Source organism: Nitrospinota bacterium (genome assembly GCA_016217735.1).
GTDB lineage: Bacteria > Nitrospinota_A > UBA7883 > JACRGQ01 > JACRGQ01 > JACRGQ01.
In genome coordinates, this window is the sequence record JACRGQ010000004.1 from 1 (window position 1) to 14,702 (window position 14,702).

The following is a 14,702-nucleotide window of genomic DNA, read 5'->3' on the forward strand; positions in this document are numbered from 1 at the left end:
CCGCTATGCGCTTCTTGAAATCGCATGAGTAACACCTCCTGCCCGAACATCGTCTTTCTCATAAAACGCCTCCATGGACGTTTTATATAACCGGACAGGTAATGTGCTCCTACACCGGACGGTTAATGTGCTCGCAACACCAAATTTTATGCGCGTTGACAGATGCGGGGAATACTCAATACAATGAGCGCATTATGCAGGGGGGATTGCGAAGGGTATTTCTGCTGGCGGGCATTTTAACTCTATTCGCGCTCCCCGCCGCCGCGCGGACGGGCGCGGGTGAACATTGCGCACATGATGCCGCGCCGCGCGGCGGGATGCATGCCGCCCACGGCCATGAAGCGGCCGCCGTCGAGGAGGTGCCTTTCGGCGGCGCGGAACCGCAAGCCCCCTGCCCGCAACACACCGGGCAGGCCTGCAAAGAAAGCATGATGCTCAAATGCAATATGAAGACGGGGTGCTGCATCAAATCGGACGGCCCGCTTTCCACGGGGCTGAGCAATCGCCCCGCCGCCGATAACGACCTTGCTTTGAGCGATTCTCCGGCCCGGCCCGCCGTCAGCCGGAGAGCGAATGTTACTTCTTGCCGCTGGCTCCTTCCCCAAGACCGGGCAGAACCCGATCCCCGCCCCCCTTCAGCCTAAATCCCGTTCATTCGCATAACACAATTGCCGCGCCGGTTCCGCGTCCGCGCGTTTTTCGCGCGCCGCGTCCACGCACGGCACAACATCATTTGATTTGATATGAGGATACGATGGATTTAATGAACAGCCCTAAATGCCACGCGCCGATGAACCTTGATATGCCCGTCCGCAAGGGCAGGAAGGCCGGGATCATAGCCACTTACCGCCTCGTGCAGCTCACGATGTTCACGCTGCTCGCGCTGCTCGCATTGATGATCAGCGCCTGCGGCAGCTCAACCGACACTCCCAGAACAGCCGTTACCGGCGCCGTGGTCGCCGCGCCCATCGCGGGCGCAAAAATAACGGTGAAAGACGGCGGCAATGTCGTGGCCACCGCCACTTCCGGCGCCGACGGCTCGTACACGGTGAACATCCCCACCGCATCGCTCGCCAACAATCTGGTGATCGAGTCGACCGGCGGCGCCTATACCGATGAAGCCACCGGCATCGCCGGCGTCACGGGCGGAACCCTCAGCGCATACGTCGCGGGGGGTACCCTCTCCGCAACCGCTTCCACGGCATACCTCACCCCCGGCTCGACCATCGTGAAAAACCTGGTGGCGGGGGGCAAGACGTTGACCGACGCCAACACGCTTTTCGCTTCCACCTTCGGTTATACGCCGGATACCACCGTGAAGCCGGATATGGCCTCCACGGCAACCGATGCCACCCAAATGGCGGCCCAAAAGCTTGCCGGATTCCACGAGGCGGTTTTCAGCCAGCTCGTCAAAGACCAGGGGCTTCCCGAAGACCACCAATTCGACCTTATCGACGCGGTGTCCACCGACTTGGCCGATGGCACGCTGGACGGCATGCAAGGCGCCACGGCCATTTTGATATCGGGACACCACCCGATGACCGCCGACTTCCAGAATAAATATGAACTTGCCATGATGAACTGGAAAGCGAATGCCCTCAACACCAGCGGTCTCACCGCCGCCGACATCGGCAACCCGCCGTTCGCCAAAACCGCGCTGACCGCCAGCTACAAGGTGGAATATGTTGCCGGAACCATGGCCGCCATGCAGGGGAAAACCACCTTTAAGATAAAGGTCAGCAACATCGCCACCGGCGCGGCGGTGACCGGCCTGACCCCCGCCCTCACGGCGAAGATGTACATGGCAACCATGAGCCACACCACCCCGGTCGACAGCGTGACCGACAACGGCGACGGAACATATACCTGCGTGGTCTACTACTTGATGGCTTCCGGCGCCACGATGGGTTACTGGGAGCTTAAGGTTGCCCTCGGCGCTGAAACCGCCACCTTCTACCCTGGCGTCGGCATGAGCATGGGCGACACCTCAAAAGTTACTTTGAAACACTCCGCCGACACCTACACCAGCATGGGCAGCACCTCGGTCCGCGGCTACCCCGTCTTCAAGGACTCGCTCACCCTGATGGGCGGTATGGGTACGCTGAAGCTCTTCATCGCCGCGCAGGAGGGCATGACCAGTTGGCCCGCCCTGAAAACCGGGCTTTCGCTCAATAGCGCCGCCTTTACGGTGAACACCCTTGCGGTGGAAGTTTCCACCGATGGCGGCACCGTCTGGACCGCGATGACCGAACAGCCCACCGCCGGGCATTTCACCTTGGCCAATATCGCCGGGCTTACCAGCGGCACGCAGGCAACCTTCCTGGTGCGCCTCACCATCAACGGCAACGTGTACAACAACAGCAGCACCGGCACAGCCGGCGGCACCGCCACCAACTACGCCACGTTCAAGCTGACGCCGGGCATGTAATGGCACGGCGCACCCACGGCTACATTTTCGCGGCGGCCCTCCTCTGGGGGGCCGCCCTCCTTTTCCCGCGGGGAGCGGCGCAAGCCGCCTCCTGCTGCGGGGGAGGCTCGGCCTCCGCGCTGATAATGCCGAAAATCGCCAGCGCGATGCTCGACGTATCGCTCGACTACGAAAAGTACAACGGCTACTGGAGCAAGGGAGGAAAACATATTCCCGATCCCCCCGGCTCCGATCTCAAACAGTACCGCCTTAACCTCGGCTACGCCCACCGGCTGGCGGATAACTGGCAGATCAGCGCCACCCTGCCGCTGGTGTTCAACGAAAACAAATATTCCGGCGCGTCATCAAGCACCCGCGGCATCGGCGACACAACCCTCAACCTCTGGTACGAAAACTTCGATCAGATAAAGTGCGTATGGAAAGTGAAAAGCTGGGAAGACCTCGTCCCCGCCGCCTACTTCGGCGCATCGCTGACGGTGCCGACCGGCACTTCGCCGTATGACAATGTGGCGAGCAGCTTCGACATAACGGGGCGCGGCTTTTACCGCCTTGACGCCAGCATGCTGCTGGACAAAACCATATATCCCTGGAACGCGTCGCTGCTCCTCTCTTACGGAACGCATCTGGAGCGCCCCGTGAACCGCGAATACGGCTCCTATGTGCAGCCGTATCACAAAAAACTGGGCGACCGCTCGCTGTGGACCGCGTCCTTCGGCTACACGGCCTTCCTCGAATCGATGAACACCCTCACCTTCACCGGCGCATACAGCGACCTGCGTGAAAACGAAGGAACCATCGATGGCCGGAGCGACCCAACCACCGGCATGGAAAAACGCTCCGTCAGCGGCACGGCGGCGTGGGCATCGATGGACCGCGATTGGGTATTGAAATTCACCTGGAGCCACGCGCTGGGGTGGGACGGCATGGGAAGCAATTTCCCGGCGACCGACGTAATCACGATGGGGGTGAGCCATGTTTTCCGGTAAGCGGATATTTTTTTCCTCCCTGCTCATGCTGGTATTGATGCTTGCCGCGTGCGGCAACAACCTGCTCCCGTCCGGCGAGGACAAGCGCGCGGCGGCAACCGGCGGCGCCGGCAATGCAACCAGCCAAACCGCGCCCGCTTTCACGATGGGCGATACCAACGGGGGCGCCGTTTCGCTGGCCGCGTTGAACGCGGCGGGAAAGCACGTTGTGCTCTACTTCACCATGTGGTGCCCCATCTGCGACGCGCATATGCAGCATATGCAGTCAAAAGCAATGGTGCAATACCCGAACGTGGCGTATATCGCCGTGGACTATTTGTCCGGGAGCGTGGCGGGGGCCGCCGCCGCGCAAAGCTCCGCCGGTTATGGAAGCTCCCCGTTTATTGTGGCGGCGGATGTCGGGCAGACGGTGATGAACGCCTATCACGCCACAATGGGCACCACCGTGGTGATCGATAAAACCGGCGTCATACGCATGAACGAAGACTACAAAGACGGCGCCTCGCTGCTCGCTGCGCTGGGGGCGTTATGAGAAGGACGCTTTTGACCGCCGTATTTTTCGCCGCGCTCGGCGCCGCCGCTTTCGCCGAAACGGCGGACGAAGGGGCCGCGTTCTTTGAAGCGCGCTGCGCCCTTTGCCACCAATTGCCCGACCCGGCGATGCTGAAACCGCAACAGTGGGATTCCATTCTCAAAGTCATGCAAAAACGGATCGAGCAAAAAGGGATGCCGCAATTGCCGGATGACGAGGTGAAGGCGATACGGGAGTTTTTGCGCAACAACGCGCGCCGGTAAGCATTGATAACGATCCATACATAGAGTAATTCGGAAATAAATATCCTCCCCTTTTCAAGGGGAGGATACAGGAGGGGTTGAAAAACCTCCCCTTGATCCCCTCCTTACAAAGGAGGGGAAAGAAATGGGGATCGGGATCATTGCCATGTATACGACATCCAAATAGCGTTAAGATGGCGGAGATGGTCAAAAGGATATTTTTTGCGGCGGTTGCGCTGCTGACGCTGCTTTGCGCGCCGTTTGCCGCCGCGGAAAACCTGCCGCCGTTCAAGGCCGAACCGCCGGGGCCGGCCGATTTCTCCGGGATGAAGCTGAAAACACCCGGCGGCGCGCCGGTATCGCTGGCCGATTTTTCCGGAAAAGTGTTGCTGCTCAATTTCGCATCCACCTGGTGCGTGGCGTGCTACGCCGAGATGCCGGCGCTCAACCGGCTGTACGCCGCATACCGCGGCAAGGGGCTTGCCGTCGTTGCCGTTCTCGTGCATGACGGCGGCCCGGCGAAGGCGGAAAAATTCGCCGAAAAGACCGCCGCGCGTTTTCCCGTGCTGATCGAGGAAGAAACCGGCGTGATGGCCCGCCTCGGTTTAAGCGAACTGCCGGTGAGCTACATTCTGGATAAAAAAGGGATCGCCGTGGCGAAAGTATCCGGCGCGGTGGCGTGGGACGGCCCGGAAGCCGCAAGCTATTTTGAAGAACTGCTTGGTAGATAAAATCCCCTCCCCTCCGCGGTACAGCAACCTGTTGCGCGGCCCTGAAAGGCCGCGGTCTTCTTGCGCCTGTCGGCGCAACCGCAAGGTTTTAACATTCATTGAGGCGGGTTTTTCGGCTGTAACCGCATACCGGGATATTCCCACAACCCTGTCGCGGTATTTTTCCGGTTACCACGGGATGTTTTCGGATTTAAGGAACTTCCGCGCGTTTTGCTCGCCAAGCCGGGCGGCGGTCTTGAAATCCTTAATCGCCCGCGTGTTGTCGTCAAGTGTGGCGTAAGACTTTCCGCGATAGTAGTAGGCCGCCGCAAACTTCGGGTTAAGTTTCAATGCTTTGTTGTAATCCTCAATCGCCCGAAGATGGTCGCCGGTGCCGTCGTAAGAGAGTCCGCGTCCGCAGTAGGCCGCCGCAAATTTCGGGTTTACCTCTATTGCCTTGGAATAGGCTTCTATGGCTTCCTGGTGCTTCTCCGCCATCTGAAAGCCGTAGCCTTTATTGAACCAGTCTTTGGAGATTATCCGCTGTATGGTCTGCTTTGTCGCATGGACGGAAGGAGCGCAAAGCAGGAGCGCGGCCATAAACGCCACGCCAAAAAGTGAAGCGGAGAAATTGTTTTTATTCATGTATGTTCTCCACTCCGATCCACTATCGGGCAAGAAGGGCAAAAAGTCAAAGCGGTTAACCGTCCGGTGCCGGGCGTGGAAAAAATGAAGAAGGTTGAATCTGCTGTAATTAGTGGAATGCCTCCTGCGTCGCCAACATCACGTTGGCTCCTGCGGAGGCCCGCTTCACACGCTATTTCGGCCATCCATGGCCGAAATGCGCTCCCTCATCAGTCGCGCCGCGTGTTCGCTTTCAATTCCCCGCGATGGCAAAGGGAATTGTCAGCGCTACCGATGGGCTGTTGATCGGAGAAAAAATGGAGCCGGTGCGGGGAATTGAACCCCGGGCCTACTGATTACGAATCAGTTGCTCTACCCCTGAGCTACACCGGCTCTGCCGAAAGCACGGAAGGGAAGGTATCACAGCCGCCGTGCGGCGTCAACGAAGCCGCCCATCAATTCCGTATGAATAAAAAACCGGCGGCTGTTGCCAGCCGCCGGCGCGTAAACGTCTGTTCCGCCGTCAGAGATTGATGCCGCGCCGCTTCTTGAATTCCTCGGCGTAGTGGCGCTGATACACCACGTCCCACTCGGCGCTTCCCTCGCGGATGTCGCGGCCATAGGAGCCGATGGTTTTGCGGACGGCGTGGTCGATGTCGTCCTCGATTTTCACTTCGTCCTGCATCACCCGCACGATTTCCAGCCGCACTTCGTTATCTTCCAGAAAATATTCCACCCGGTCGTCGGCCAGCAACGCCTTGAGGATCATCTGCGAAAGGTGGTTGATCTTTTCCCTTGAAAGTCTCACAGTATCAGCCCCCTTTCACGCGCCAGCTTGTTTTTCACCATCTGGAACATTTTGCGGTAGTTGATATTGTTTTCGCCCAGGGAGCCTTCCTGTTCGGCCAGGATCGCCTTCACTTCGTCGTTCAGGCGGTCTTCCACGGCCAAGTCGTTCACGATGGCCCCTTCCACGATGTCGACGACCGATTCCACGTCGCAATCGAATTCGATTGCCTGCTTTTCGGTCAGACGGTCAACTATCCTTTTCGAGAGATAGCGGACAACCTCTTTTTTCACTTTCATTCAGTTCTGTTCCTTCCCAAAAATGAGTTACGCGGCGACGAAGTCGCGCAGCGGATTGAGAGCCATGAATTCCACCAGCCGCTCGCCGGTGAGGCCGGCGGCCAGGATTTTGCGGGGCGAGTTGGCGTTGCCGTGGTAGTCGCTTCCCCCGCAGAGGCCGATTTTGAAACGCTTTGCCCAATCAAGGCATTTTTCCACGCTTGCCGCAGTGTGCGACGGATGGAACGCCTCGATGCCGTTCAGCCCGCATTCCACCAGTTCCGGTATCAGCGCGGAGGTGTTGTTGGAATAGGGGTGGGCGAGGAAGGCGATGCCTCCCGCCTTGTGGATCAGCCGTATGGCCGCCGTCGGCGAAAAGAAATTCACCGCCTCGTAGGCCGCCGCGCCGTCGCCGATATAGAGGTTGAAGGCGCGTTCGACGTTCGGGGTGAGTCCCTTTTTCACCATGAAGCGGGCCAGGTTCAGCCGGTTGTAGGAGCGGCTCTCCAGCGATTCGGTCAGTTCGTCCTTGTCCAGCCGCACCTTGCCGGCGGCGTTGAGTTTGTCCACGATGTCCAGCAGCCGCTTTTCGCGCCGCACGGCGATGTTGTTCAGCGTTTCCAGCAGCGGGGCGTACCCGGGGTTGATGTAATAACCGAGCACATGCACTTCTTTCCCGTCAAGGGTCGAGGTCAGCTCGATGCCGGGGATGAGGGTCGCCTTGTCGGTTTTGGCCTGTTCGAGTCCCTTGATGGAGTCGTGATCGGTGATGGAAAAGGCCTTGAGCCCTTTGGCGATGACCAGTTGCGCCAGTTCTTCGGGCGTATTCAGGCCGTCGGAGAAAGTCGAATGCAGATGCAAATCGGCGACAATCTCCGGCATACGCCCTCCTGAAAACGGGTTGGCCGTTTAAACGCCCAACCGCTCATGTTTACCATTTTCAAACTGTTAATCGTAAGAAGCATTATAATACAGTTTGATGACACGATTGTAAATCGAATATGTACCGGCTCGGCGCAAAAACCGTTATTTTTCAATCATAAATCGGTTTTTTCCGGGAAAATATCCGCAATAGCTGTAAAACCGCTCTGCTCAATGGTACAATAAGTCTCAAAGGGGTATAGGGGCTTCGCTTTTTAAACCAATGTATTACCGGTGCGTTTATGAAAGAAGCAATACGGGTTGGGATACAGGCTCCCGGATTCGATTTGCCCGGGGTGGACGGCAAGAACCACACCCTTGGGGGGATACTGGAGGGCCGCCGCGCGGCGGTGATTCTTTTCTGGTGCAATCACTGCCCCTACGTCAGTTCCTACGAGGAGCGAATCAAGAAGATGGCGCAACGGTATGCGCCCAAAGGGGTGGCATTCGTTCTCATCAATTCCGATAGTGAAGCTGCCCACCCCGAAGACTCGCTGGAAAACATGAAAAAGCGGGCAGCCGCCGCGGGATACCCGTTTCCCTATCTGCGCGACAAGGATGGCGCGGTGGCGGGCGCCTACGAGGCGGGCACAATACCCGAAGCGTTTGTGGTGGATGCCGCCGGCGCCGTCCGGTACGCCGGGAAGATAGACGACTGCTGGCAGAGCGAGCGCCGCGTGAAGCGTCAGCCGCTGCGCGATGCGATAGAGGATGTGCTGCATGACCGCGACGTGGCGGTGAAGACCGCTCCGCCGGTCGGGTGCGCCATCAAGCGCGAAGCGTAACCCGTTTTTTCAGCAGGAGGTCATGGCGAGGGCGGTGGCGGCCACCACTTCGTGCACGCCGCGCGGGTTCACCAGCATCCGCCCGGCATCCCCCATCGCGGGCCACTGTTCCTTGTGCGCGACGAACGAGGCTATCGCGGCGGTCAGTTCGCCGTCCGACAGTTCCCACGCATTGCCGGCGCGGCGGGCGCAGCCTTTCGCCTCGTAAGCCGCGGCGTTATCGGCCTGATGCCGGTCGGTCACCAGCACCATGAACGGCTTGCCCAGCGCCGCCAGCTCCATGCAGGTGACGCCGCCCGCGCTGATCGCCGCGTCGCACGAGGCCATCAGTTCCGGCACATCGTTGGTGAACGAAAGAAGCCGGTTGCGGTGCCGAAGCTTCAGCGCCTCCGCCGAGCCGTTATAGTTGCCGCCGACGGCGGTGATGGCGAACTCCCCCTCCACCGTGTCCAGCGCTTTGAGCACGCGCCCCATCTGGCCGAGGTTATCCGTTCCCCCCAGCATGACGAGGAGGTATGGATGCTCCGGTTTTTTTGCGGCGCGAACGGCGCCCAGGCGCGGATCGATGAGCGCATAGCGGGGGCCGACAAGTTTCAGTCCCGCGAACCCCCCATAGCGCGCGGCGTTGGCGGAGGGGTTGTGGTTTATCACGATGTCGGCGTGTGAATAATGAGTGTAGAGGTCGTCCACGGCTATGATGAGCGTCCTCCCCTGTTTCAATGCGCGGCGGAAGGCGTCGTCCAGCGCGTAGCTGTCCAGCACGGTGGCGCACGCGCCGGACTGTCGCATGGTGTCGAGATGGAACCGCGCCGCCTCGATGCCGGACGAAACCGGAGTTATTACGAACGGGATACCGCGCGCGGCGAAAAATTTTTCCACCGCCTCGTCGGCGGCGGCGGTGATGAAAAGCGGCTCAAACCCTTTTTCGCGGTAGGCGGCGGCCAGCACGGCGGAGCGAACCAGGTGCCCGAAGCCGATTTCTTTCGACCCGTCCGCCCGGAACACTATTTTTCTGTTGTCCACTTTTACAATTATACCTTACCGGATTGGCGGATGTTTATTCAGCCGTCCCTTCCGCTATAATGGCCGAATGCGTTTTTGGGTTTTTGCCGCGCTCCTCGCCCTCATGCCACAGACCGCCCGCGCCCTGCCGCTGACCGCCACGCGCGTGGTGGCGTTGGACGCCGGACACGAGCCGGAGGAGGGGCTGATCCGCCCCGGCGCGGCGGCGGAAAAAGAATTTTGCCTCAAAATAACCGCCGCGCTCAAAGAGATCGTCGAGCGGGAGAACGGGCAGGCCGTCACGGTGCTGATCGTCTCGGCGGCCGACAAAGAGCCGCGCCAGCGGGAAAAAGCCGCCGCCGCCAATCAGGCGGGGGGAGACCTCTATCTGGCGATCCATGCCGTGCCGGCGGGAACCGGGCAGACGCGCGGACTGGGGATTTTTATCCCCAATCCGGGCGACGCGCCGGCGCGATCGTGGCGTTCCGCCCCGCGTAATTTTTCGGGAAATAACCGGTTCTTGGGCGAAAAACTGAAAGCGGCGCTCCAGTCCGTCTACCCGGATGCGCGGGTCTTCGCCGCGGCCGCCCCGCTCTACATATTCCACGGCATCGATATGCCGGCCGCCGCGATTGAGATCGCGCCGCCGGACGGGCCGGCCGCCGCGCCCGATTTTTATGCGCGCGCCGCGCAAGCGCTGTATGACGCCGTCGCCGAATTTGAGAAAAAACGATGAAAAAAATCGCGCTCCTGCTGTTCCTCGCCGCAACGGCGCCCTCGGCGCGCGCAGAAACGGTGATGCCGTTGCCTTCTCCGCCCCCCGCGGCCGCCCCCGCCCAGCAGCCCGCCGGGGGGCCGCTGCTGATGACCGTTTCGCTCTACTTTGAAAATGCCGGGCTTCTTGCCCCCGAAACGGCCCAAATTCCCCTCGGCGATCTTTTGGAAAACCGCGTCAAAGCGGCGGTGGACCGCCTCATCGCCGGTCCCGCCGCCGCGCCGCTGGCCCCCACCATGCCGAAAACCGCCACGCTGCGGCGGGTCTTCACCGGGGTGGACCGGAGCCTGTATCTTGATTTCGACATGAACATGGCCGCCGGCCATCCGGGCGGCATCACCGCCGAAATTCTCACCGTTGCGTCGATCTGCAAGACCGTCATGGCGAATTTCAACGCCGATTCGGTGACGATATTGGTGGAGGGAAAAGAGGTTAAAACGCTGGCGGGACACCTTGACATCGAGCGTCCGATCACCCGCGCCGGCTGCGAGACGCTGGCGGACTACCGGCGGGAATAGCATGGATAAACGTCCCGTCGGCATTTTCGATTCGGGCATCGGCGGCCTCACCGTGCTGCACGAGGTGGCCCGCCTTCTGCCCAACGAAGACCTCATCTATCTGGGGGACACCGCGCGCGTTCCCTACGGCGCCAAGAGCGCCGAAACGGTAATCCGCTACTCCATAGAAAACACCCGCTTTCTCCTCGCCAAAAACGTGAAGGCCGTGGTTGTCGCCTGCAACTCCGCCTCCGCCACCAGCATGGCGCCGTTGCGCGCCGAATTTCCCCTGCCGATTCTCGGCGTGATCGAGGCGGGGGTGGAAGAGGCGCTCCGCCGCACCCAAAGCGGCGCCATCGGCGTTATCGGCACCTATGCGACCGTGCAGTCGGGACAATACGAAACGCTGCTGCGCGCCGGGGGGGCGGCCCATGTGATCAGCCAGCCGTGTCCGCTTTTCGTGCCGCTGGCCGAAGAGGGGTGGACGGATAACCATGTGGCCGAAGAGGTGGCGAAGATTTACCTGGAGCCGTTTCAGCGGGGGGCGGTGGATACGCTGATTCTCGGCTGCACCCACTACCCGCTGCTGGAAGGGGTGATAGGGAAAACCTGCGGCCCCGCCGTTACGCTGGTGAATTCGGCCAGCGCCATAGCGGTAAAACTGCGGGAGATGCTGCGCGAAAGCGGGCTTGAGCGGGGTTCCCGCGGCGGTGAGCGCCGTTTTTATTTCACCGATTCCCCGGAGCGGGCCAAGACGGTCGGCAGCCGGTTTCTCGGTGAGGATTTGGAAAACCGGATCGAGCTGGCCAACCTGCCAACGCATTAACCCCTGTCATCCTGAGGAAGCGTTGGCGACCGAAGGAACTCTTTCCAGAAAGGGATTCTTCGCTCTGCTCAGGATGACAACGCCATCATGAACAAAACGGCTAGCCGGCGGCGGAGGGGGCGGCCTCGTCGCCGTAGAAAAACTCCATCGAAAGGAATTTTTTATCCAGCCGTCCTCCCTGCACCGGCAGATGGAATGAATCGGGGAATATCGCCACGGGGGTATTCACCCGAACCCACTGTTCGAGGTTTTTTACGTTGTCGTCGTCCAGCACCACGCAACCGTGGGTGTCGGGGGTTCGTTTGCCCTGGCCGCTGCCGTGCAGCCAGATGCCGCCGCCGGTGCGTCCCCGCGCCACATCGAACGAATTGGGGTAGTTGGTCACGAATACCCGCGGGCCGTAGATTTTGGGCAAGAGCCTGCCGTCCTTGACCTCGGTGATCCGGTAGAAACCGACCGGTGTCCGCATATCCCCCTCGCGTTCTTTGGTGCCGACGATCCTGCCCAGGGATATGTCGAATTGGCGGATGACGGTGTAATGGTCCCCTTCGTCCTTGAGCACCAGCAGCAGCTTATTCGCCTTGTCCACCGCGATGGCGAAGTCCGGCGGAGCCGGGAGGGGCACCGGGATGGCCGGGGCCTTCGGTTCCGGGAAGTTGGCGTTCGAGATGACCGGCATGGCAATGCTTGGCATCGCCGTCACGGACGGCGTCCGGCCGATGAACGCGGCGCCGCCCGCCGTCAGCAACATGAGGGCGGCGGCGCCCGCGGCCAGTTGCGGGGAAAAGGGAAACGGCGGCGCGATGCTTCCCCTGCGCGGGGCAAAAGCGCGCTCCGCCACATAGTTGTGGTAGGCCACCTTGAGCCGGGTTTCGGTGATGAATACCCAGCGGTCGAAACGTCCTCGCAAATCCATATCTTTTTATTTTACCAAATTCGCGGGGAGTTCGGGAGGGTGGTTATTCCGCGGAATGAAAAAGCCCCGTCCGGCGGCATGGCGGGGCCGCTGGCGCGGGGGTCAGAGGGGACTCCACTCCTCGGAAACGATCAGCCAATTGCCGTCCTGATTCCGGAGCCGCAGCTGCTTGAGGCCGCGGTCTTTGTAGGCGCCGGTCTTGTAGGTCTGCTCAAATACCACGGTGGCGCCGCCATCCGGCCCTATGCCGATTTTCACGTTGTCGGCGGCGATGCTGAATTTCCGGCTGGAGGAGAATTTCGCTTTTTTATCGGCGATCCACGCATCCCGTTCCATGTCCTGCGCGCGGAATTCCGGGGCGTAAAACGATGCGTATTTGCCGATATTCTTGTTCCGCCACGCGCCCAGCCAGGCGGCCACGGTTTGGTTGACCGCCATCTTCGCCTGTTCGTCGTCCGGTTTGTGGGCCGCCGCGGCGGGAGCCGCTATGGGCGCCGGCAACGGCACGGGAACCGCCACGGCCGACGGCGCGCCCAAGGCAATCGAAGAGCCGCCGGACGGCGATCCGTCCGCGGCGTTGCCGACTTTCGCCTGGAGACCGCTCACCTGTTCTTCCATGAAGGTGACGCGCGCCTGCAGCGAGCGGGAGAGGGCGTTGGCCTCCTCCATCTGCTTGGCGGATTCTCCCAGTTCTTTTTTCAGCCGCTGGTTTTCCTCTTCCAGCCGGATGGTTTCTTTGCGGATGGCCAGGCTTTCGGCGCGGAGATTTTCGTTTTCGGTCCGGAGCAATTCGAGATCGCCCGCCCCCTTGTCCGCCGCCGCGGGGGATGAAGGCGGCGCCACGCGCGGCGGCGCGGCGGCGGCCCCCTCGGAAAGCTGCACTTCGAGGTAATCCGGTTTCTGCGTCAGCTTGAACGGCGCATCGGAAAGAAGCTCCAGTTCCAGGCGCACCGAATTGACTTTCGGAAAGCGGACAACCGTCATGTTGGATATGATCTTGCCGTCGACGGCGATGCGGCGCGGCTCGAAATCAAGCGCCGCGCCGGGGATTTCCACCGCCAACCGCAGCGGGTCGGCCAGTTTGTAGGCGGTGTACTCGAATTTGCGCGAACCGTAAACCTTTACGATGGATTGATTGTTTTCGGCCGTGTAGGTTATTTTTTTAATCCGCGCGGCAAGCTCGTTTTCCGCGGGTTTTTGGGCCGCGGCGTTTCCCGTTGTCTTGCATCCCGCGCCGGCCAACGCGGCGGCGCCGACCAGCACGGCCGCCAAGGCGCGCGCCAATGTTCCCCGAAACAGCCGTTTTTCGCCCATTGCTTTCCCGATCCCTTTCAATTCATGCCGCACATGCCGCCGCCGCAACCGCCCTTGGGGGAGCCGCCGCACGGGGGCGCGGAGGAAGCGGGCACTGATGCGGCGAACGAGCTCATTTCCTTTGTGACCTGTTTGCCGCCGCATTTGGGACACGCGACATCCTTAAAGCCGGCGCTGGAAAGCCGCAGCTGTTCAAATTTGTGATCGCATTTTTTGCATTTGAATTCATAGATCGGCATGTTACTTGCCTTCCATCTTCGCCACGATAAGACGCATTAAATGTTCGCTGATCATCCGGCGCGGCTTGCCGTCGAGCCATTGCCGCCCTTCCGTGTACTGGGTGTAAGGAATGACCACCACTTCGGTGTTGCCGCCGCGGTCGTAGAGCTTGACGGCGTACTTGTAGCGGATCGTCCGCTGGCCGTCGCTGAAAAGCCCGGCGCCTATACCGCCGCCGGCCCGTTGCTGAACCATCCATTCGGTAATGATAACGCCGCTGCTTTTGTCTATGACGATGAGCGGCGTGGCGAGCATCACTTCAATCGTTTTTTCCCAGGCCTGGTCATACGACGCGCCGAACGTGCGGGCCAGCGCGTTGACCCCAAGCGGGTTCTCCCGCGCCTCCACCGGCGGGGGCGGGACTGTTTTTTGATCCGGCGCGGGCATTATCATCGCCAACGGGTTGGCCAGTTGTTCCGGTTTCTCCGGCATCGGCACTTTGGTTCCGGATGAAGACGGGGAGGAGCCGGTCTCGGCCGGTTTTGCCGCGGGGGCCGTATCGGAGGGCTGGCCCTTCGCTTTCGGCGCTTCGCCGAACACCACGGCATCCCCTTCTTCCGGCGGCGCGCCCTGTTCTTCTATCTGGGGCGCCTGCTTCGGCTGTTCCGCCGCCGGCGCGGGCTTGGGGGCCTCCGCTTTTTGCTCTTTCTTTTTGGGGTCGTCCGAATCGACCGGATACCAAAGCTTATCGGGGAAAATAGTGCCGCACGAGGCGAGCATGAAAGCCGCGGCGCACAAGGTGATGGCCGTTTTTGTTTTTTGCATGGGGGTAACGATAGCACCCCGTATCGGGAAGAGTC

19 protein-coding genes and 1 tRNA gene are annotated in these 14,702 nt (G+C 60.7%); 10 read left to right on the top strand and 10 right to left on the bottom strand.

Annotated features, from left to right (window positions below):
- Window positions 1–194: 194 nt before the first annotated feature.
- The 6 genes from HZA03_00630 to HZA03_00655 all read left to right on the top strand — a co-directional run bounded on the left by HZA03_00630 (window position 195) and on the right by HZA03_00655 (window position 4,919).
- Window positions 195–644, top strand: coding sequence for a hypothetical protein (locus HZA03_00630; protein MBI5636455.1), 450 nt, complete (start codon window positions 195–197; stop codon window positions 642–644).
- Window positions 645–763: 119 nt separating this feature from the next.
- On the top strand, window positions 764–2,428 hold the full coding sequence (locus tag HZA03_00635; GenBank protein MBI5636456.1) for a hypothetical protein: 1,665 nt from the start codon (window positions 764–766) through the stop codon (window positions 2,426–2,428).
- Window positions 2,428–3,414, top strand: coding sequence for a hypothetical protein (locus tag HZA03_00640; protein MBI5636457.1), 987 nt, complete (start codon window positions 2,428–2,430; stop codon window positions 3,412–3,414). Before HZA03_00635 ends, HZA03_00640 begins: the two co-directional genes overlap by 1 nt.
- The gene (locus HZA03_00645) at window positions 3,401–3,946 is read left to right on the top strand and encodes a redoxin domain-containing protein (GenBank protein ID MBI5636458.1); all 546 of its coding nucleotides are present in this window, start codon (window positions 3,401–3,403) and stop codon (window positions 3,944–3,946) included. Before HZA03_00640 ends, HZA03_00645 begins: the two co-directional genes overlap by 14 nt.
- On the top strand, window positions 3,943–4,209 hold the full coding sequence (locus tag HZA03_00650) for a cytochrome c (protein ID MBI5636459.1): 267 nt from the start codon (window positions 3,943–3,945) through the stop codon (window positions 4,207–4,209). The genes HZA03_00645 and HZA03_00650 overlap by 4 nt, the downstream gene beginning before the upstream one ends.
- 182 nt (window positions 4,210–4,391) lie before the next feature.
- Complete coding sequence (locus HZA03_00655; protein MBI5636460.1) at window positions 4,392–4,919, top strand: TlpA family protein disulfide reductase; 528 nt, start codon at window positions 4,392–4,394, stop codon at window positions 4,917–4,919.
- A gap of 168 nt (window positions 4,920–5,087) precedes the next feature.
- On the opposite strand, the gene HZA03_00660 is transcribed toward HZA03_00655, so the two are convergent.
- The 5 genes from HZA03_00660 to HZA03_00680 form a co-directional block, all read right to left on the bottom strand.
- Window positions 5,088–5,543: a tetratricopeptide repeat protein gene (locus HZA03_00660; protein MBI5636461.1), complete on the bottom strand. Its 456-nt coding sequence runs from the start codon at window positions 5,541–5,543 to the stop codon at window positions 5,088–5,090.
- Between the two features lie 297 nt (window positions 5,544–5,840).
- Window positions 5,841–5,915: transfer RNA gene (locus HZA03_00665), tRNA-Thr, on the bottom strand.
- 130 nt (window positions 5,916–6,045) lie between these two features.
- Window positions 6,046–6,330 carry a DUF507 family protein gene (locus tag HZA03_00670; protein MBI5636462.1) on the bottom strand — a complete coding sequence of 95 codons (285 nt, stop codon included), beginning with the start codon at window positions 6,328–6,330 and terminating at the stop codon, window positions 6,046–6,048.
- Window positions 6,327–6,608 carry a DUF507 family protein gene (locus tag HZA03_00675; GenBank protein ID MBI5636463.1) on the bottom strand — a complete coding sequence of 94 codons (282 nt, stop codon included), beginning with the start codon at window positions 6,606–6,608 and terminating at the stop codon, window positions 6,327–6,329. Before HZA03_00675 ends, HZA03_00670 begins: the two co-directional genes overlap by 4 nt.
- 27 nt (window positions 6,609–6,635) lie before the next feature.
- The gene (locus HZA03_00680) at window positions 6,636–7,469 is read right to left on the bottom strand and encodes a PHP domain-containing protein (GenBank protein MBI5636464.1); all 834 of its coding nucleotides are present in this window, start codon (window positions 7,467–7,469) and stop codon (window positions 6,636–6,638) included.
- A 281-nt stretch (window positions 7,470–7,750) separates the two neighbouring features.
- On the opposite strand from HZA03_00680, the gene HZA03_00685 reads away from it, so the two are divergent.
- Window positions 7,751–8,293, top strand: coding sequence for a thioredoxin family protein (locus tag HZA03_00685; GenBank protein ID MBI5636465.1), 543 nt, complete (start codon window positions 7,751–7,753; stop codon window positions 8,291–8,293).
- A gap of 9 nt (window positions 8,294–8,302) precedes the next feature.
- On the opposite strand, the gene pseG is transcribed toward HZA03_00685, so the two are convergent.
- On the bottom strand, window positions 8,303–9,316 hold the full coding sequence (pseG, locus tag HZA03_00690; protein ID MBI5636466.1) for a UDP-2,4-diacetamido-2,4,6-trideoxy-beta-L-altropyranose hydrolase: 1,014 nt from the start codon (window positions 9,314–9,316) through the stop codon (window positions 8,303–8,305).
- A 67-nt stretch (window positions 9,317–9,383) separates the two neighbouring features.
- Here pseG and HZA03_00695 point away from each other — a divergent pair, with 67 nt between their 5' ends.
- Genes HZA03_00695 through HZA03_00705 form a run of 3 tightly spaced genes read left to right on the top strand, consistent with a single transcriptional unit; the run spans window position 9,384 to window position 11,393 of the window.
- A complete protein-coding gene (locus HZA03_00695) occupies window positions 9,384–10,031 on the top strand; it encodes an N-acetylmuramoyl-L-alanine amidase (protein ID MBI5636467.1) in 648 nt (215 codons plus the stop codon).
- Window positions 10,028–10,588, top strand: coding sequence for a GerMN domain-containing protein (locus HZA03_00700; GenBank protein ID MBI5636468.1), 561 nt, complete (start codon window positions 10,028–10,030; stop codon window positions 10,586–10,588). The genes HZA03_00695 and HZA03_00700 overlap by 4 nt, the downstream gene beginning before the upstream one ends.
- 1 nt (window position 10,589) lies before the next feature.
- Window positions 10,590–11,393 carry a glutamate racemase gene (locus tag HZA03_00705; protein ID MBI5636469.1) on the top strand — a complete coding sequence of 268 codons (804 nt, stop codon included), beginning with the start codon at window positions 10,590–10,592 and terminating at the stop codon, window positions 11,391–11,393.
- Between the two features lie 100 nt (window positions 11,394–11,493).
- Here HZA03_00705 and HZA03_00710 read toward each other — a convergent pair whose 3' ends face one another.
- From HZA03_00710 to HZA03_00725, 4 genes are all read right to left on the bottom strand, one after another.
- Window positions 11,494–12,309 (bottom strand): L,D-transpeptidase family protein, encoded by an 816-nt coding sequence (locus HZA03_00710; protein MBI5636470.1) that lies wholly within the window; start codon window positions 12,307–12,309, stop codon window positions 11,494–11,496.
- Window positions 12,310–12,411: 102 nt separating this feature from the next.
- Window positions 12,412–13,623, bottom strand: coding sequence for an AMIN domain-containing protein (locus HZA03_00715; GenBank protein MBI5636471.1), 1,212 nt, complete (start codon window positions 13,621–13,623; stop codon window positions 12,412–12,414).
- A 17-nt stretch (window positions 13,624–13,640) separates the two neighbouring features.
- Entirely contained in the window at window positions 13,641–13,862 is a 222-nt protein-coding gene (locus HZA03_00720; protein MBI5636472.1) for a zinc ribbon domain-containing protein, read from the bottom strand.
- Between the two features lies 1 nt (window position 13,863).
- On the bottom strand, window positions 13,864–14,667 hold the full coding sequence (locus tag HZA03_00725; protein ID MBI5636473.1) for a hypothetical protein: 804 nt from the start codon (window positions 14,665–14,667) through the stop codon (window positions 13,864–13,866).
- Between the last annotated feature and the right edge of the window lie 35 nt (window positions 14,668–14,702).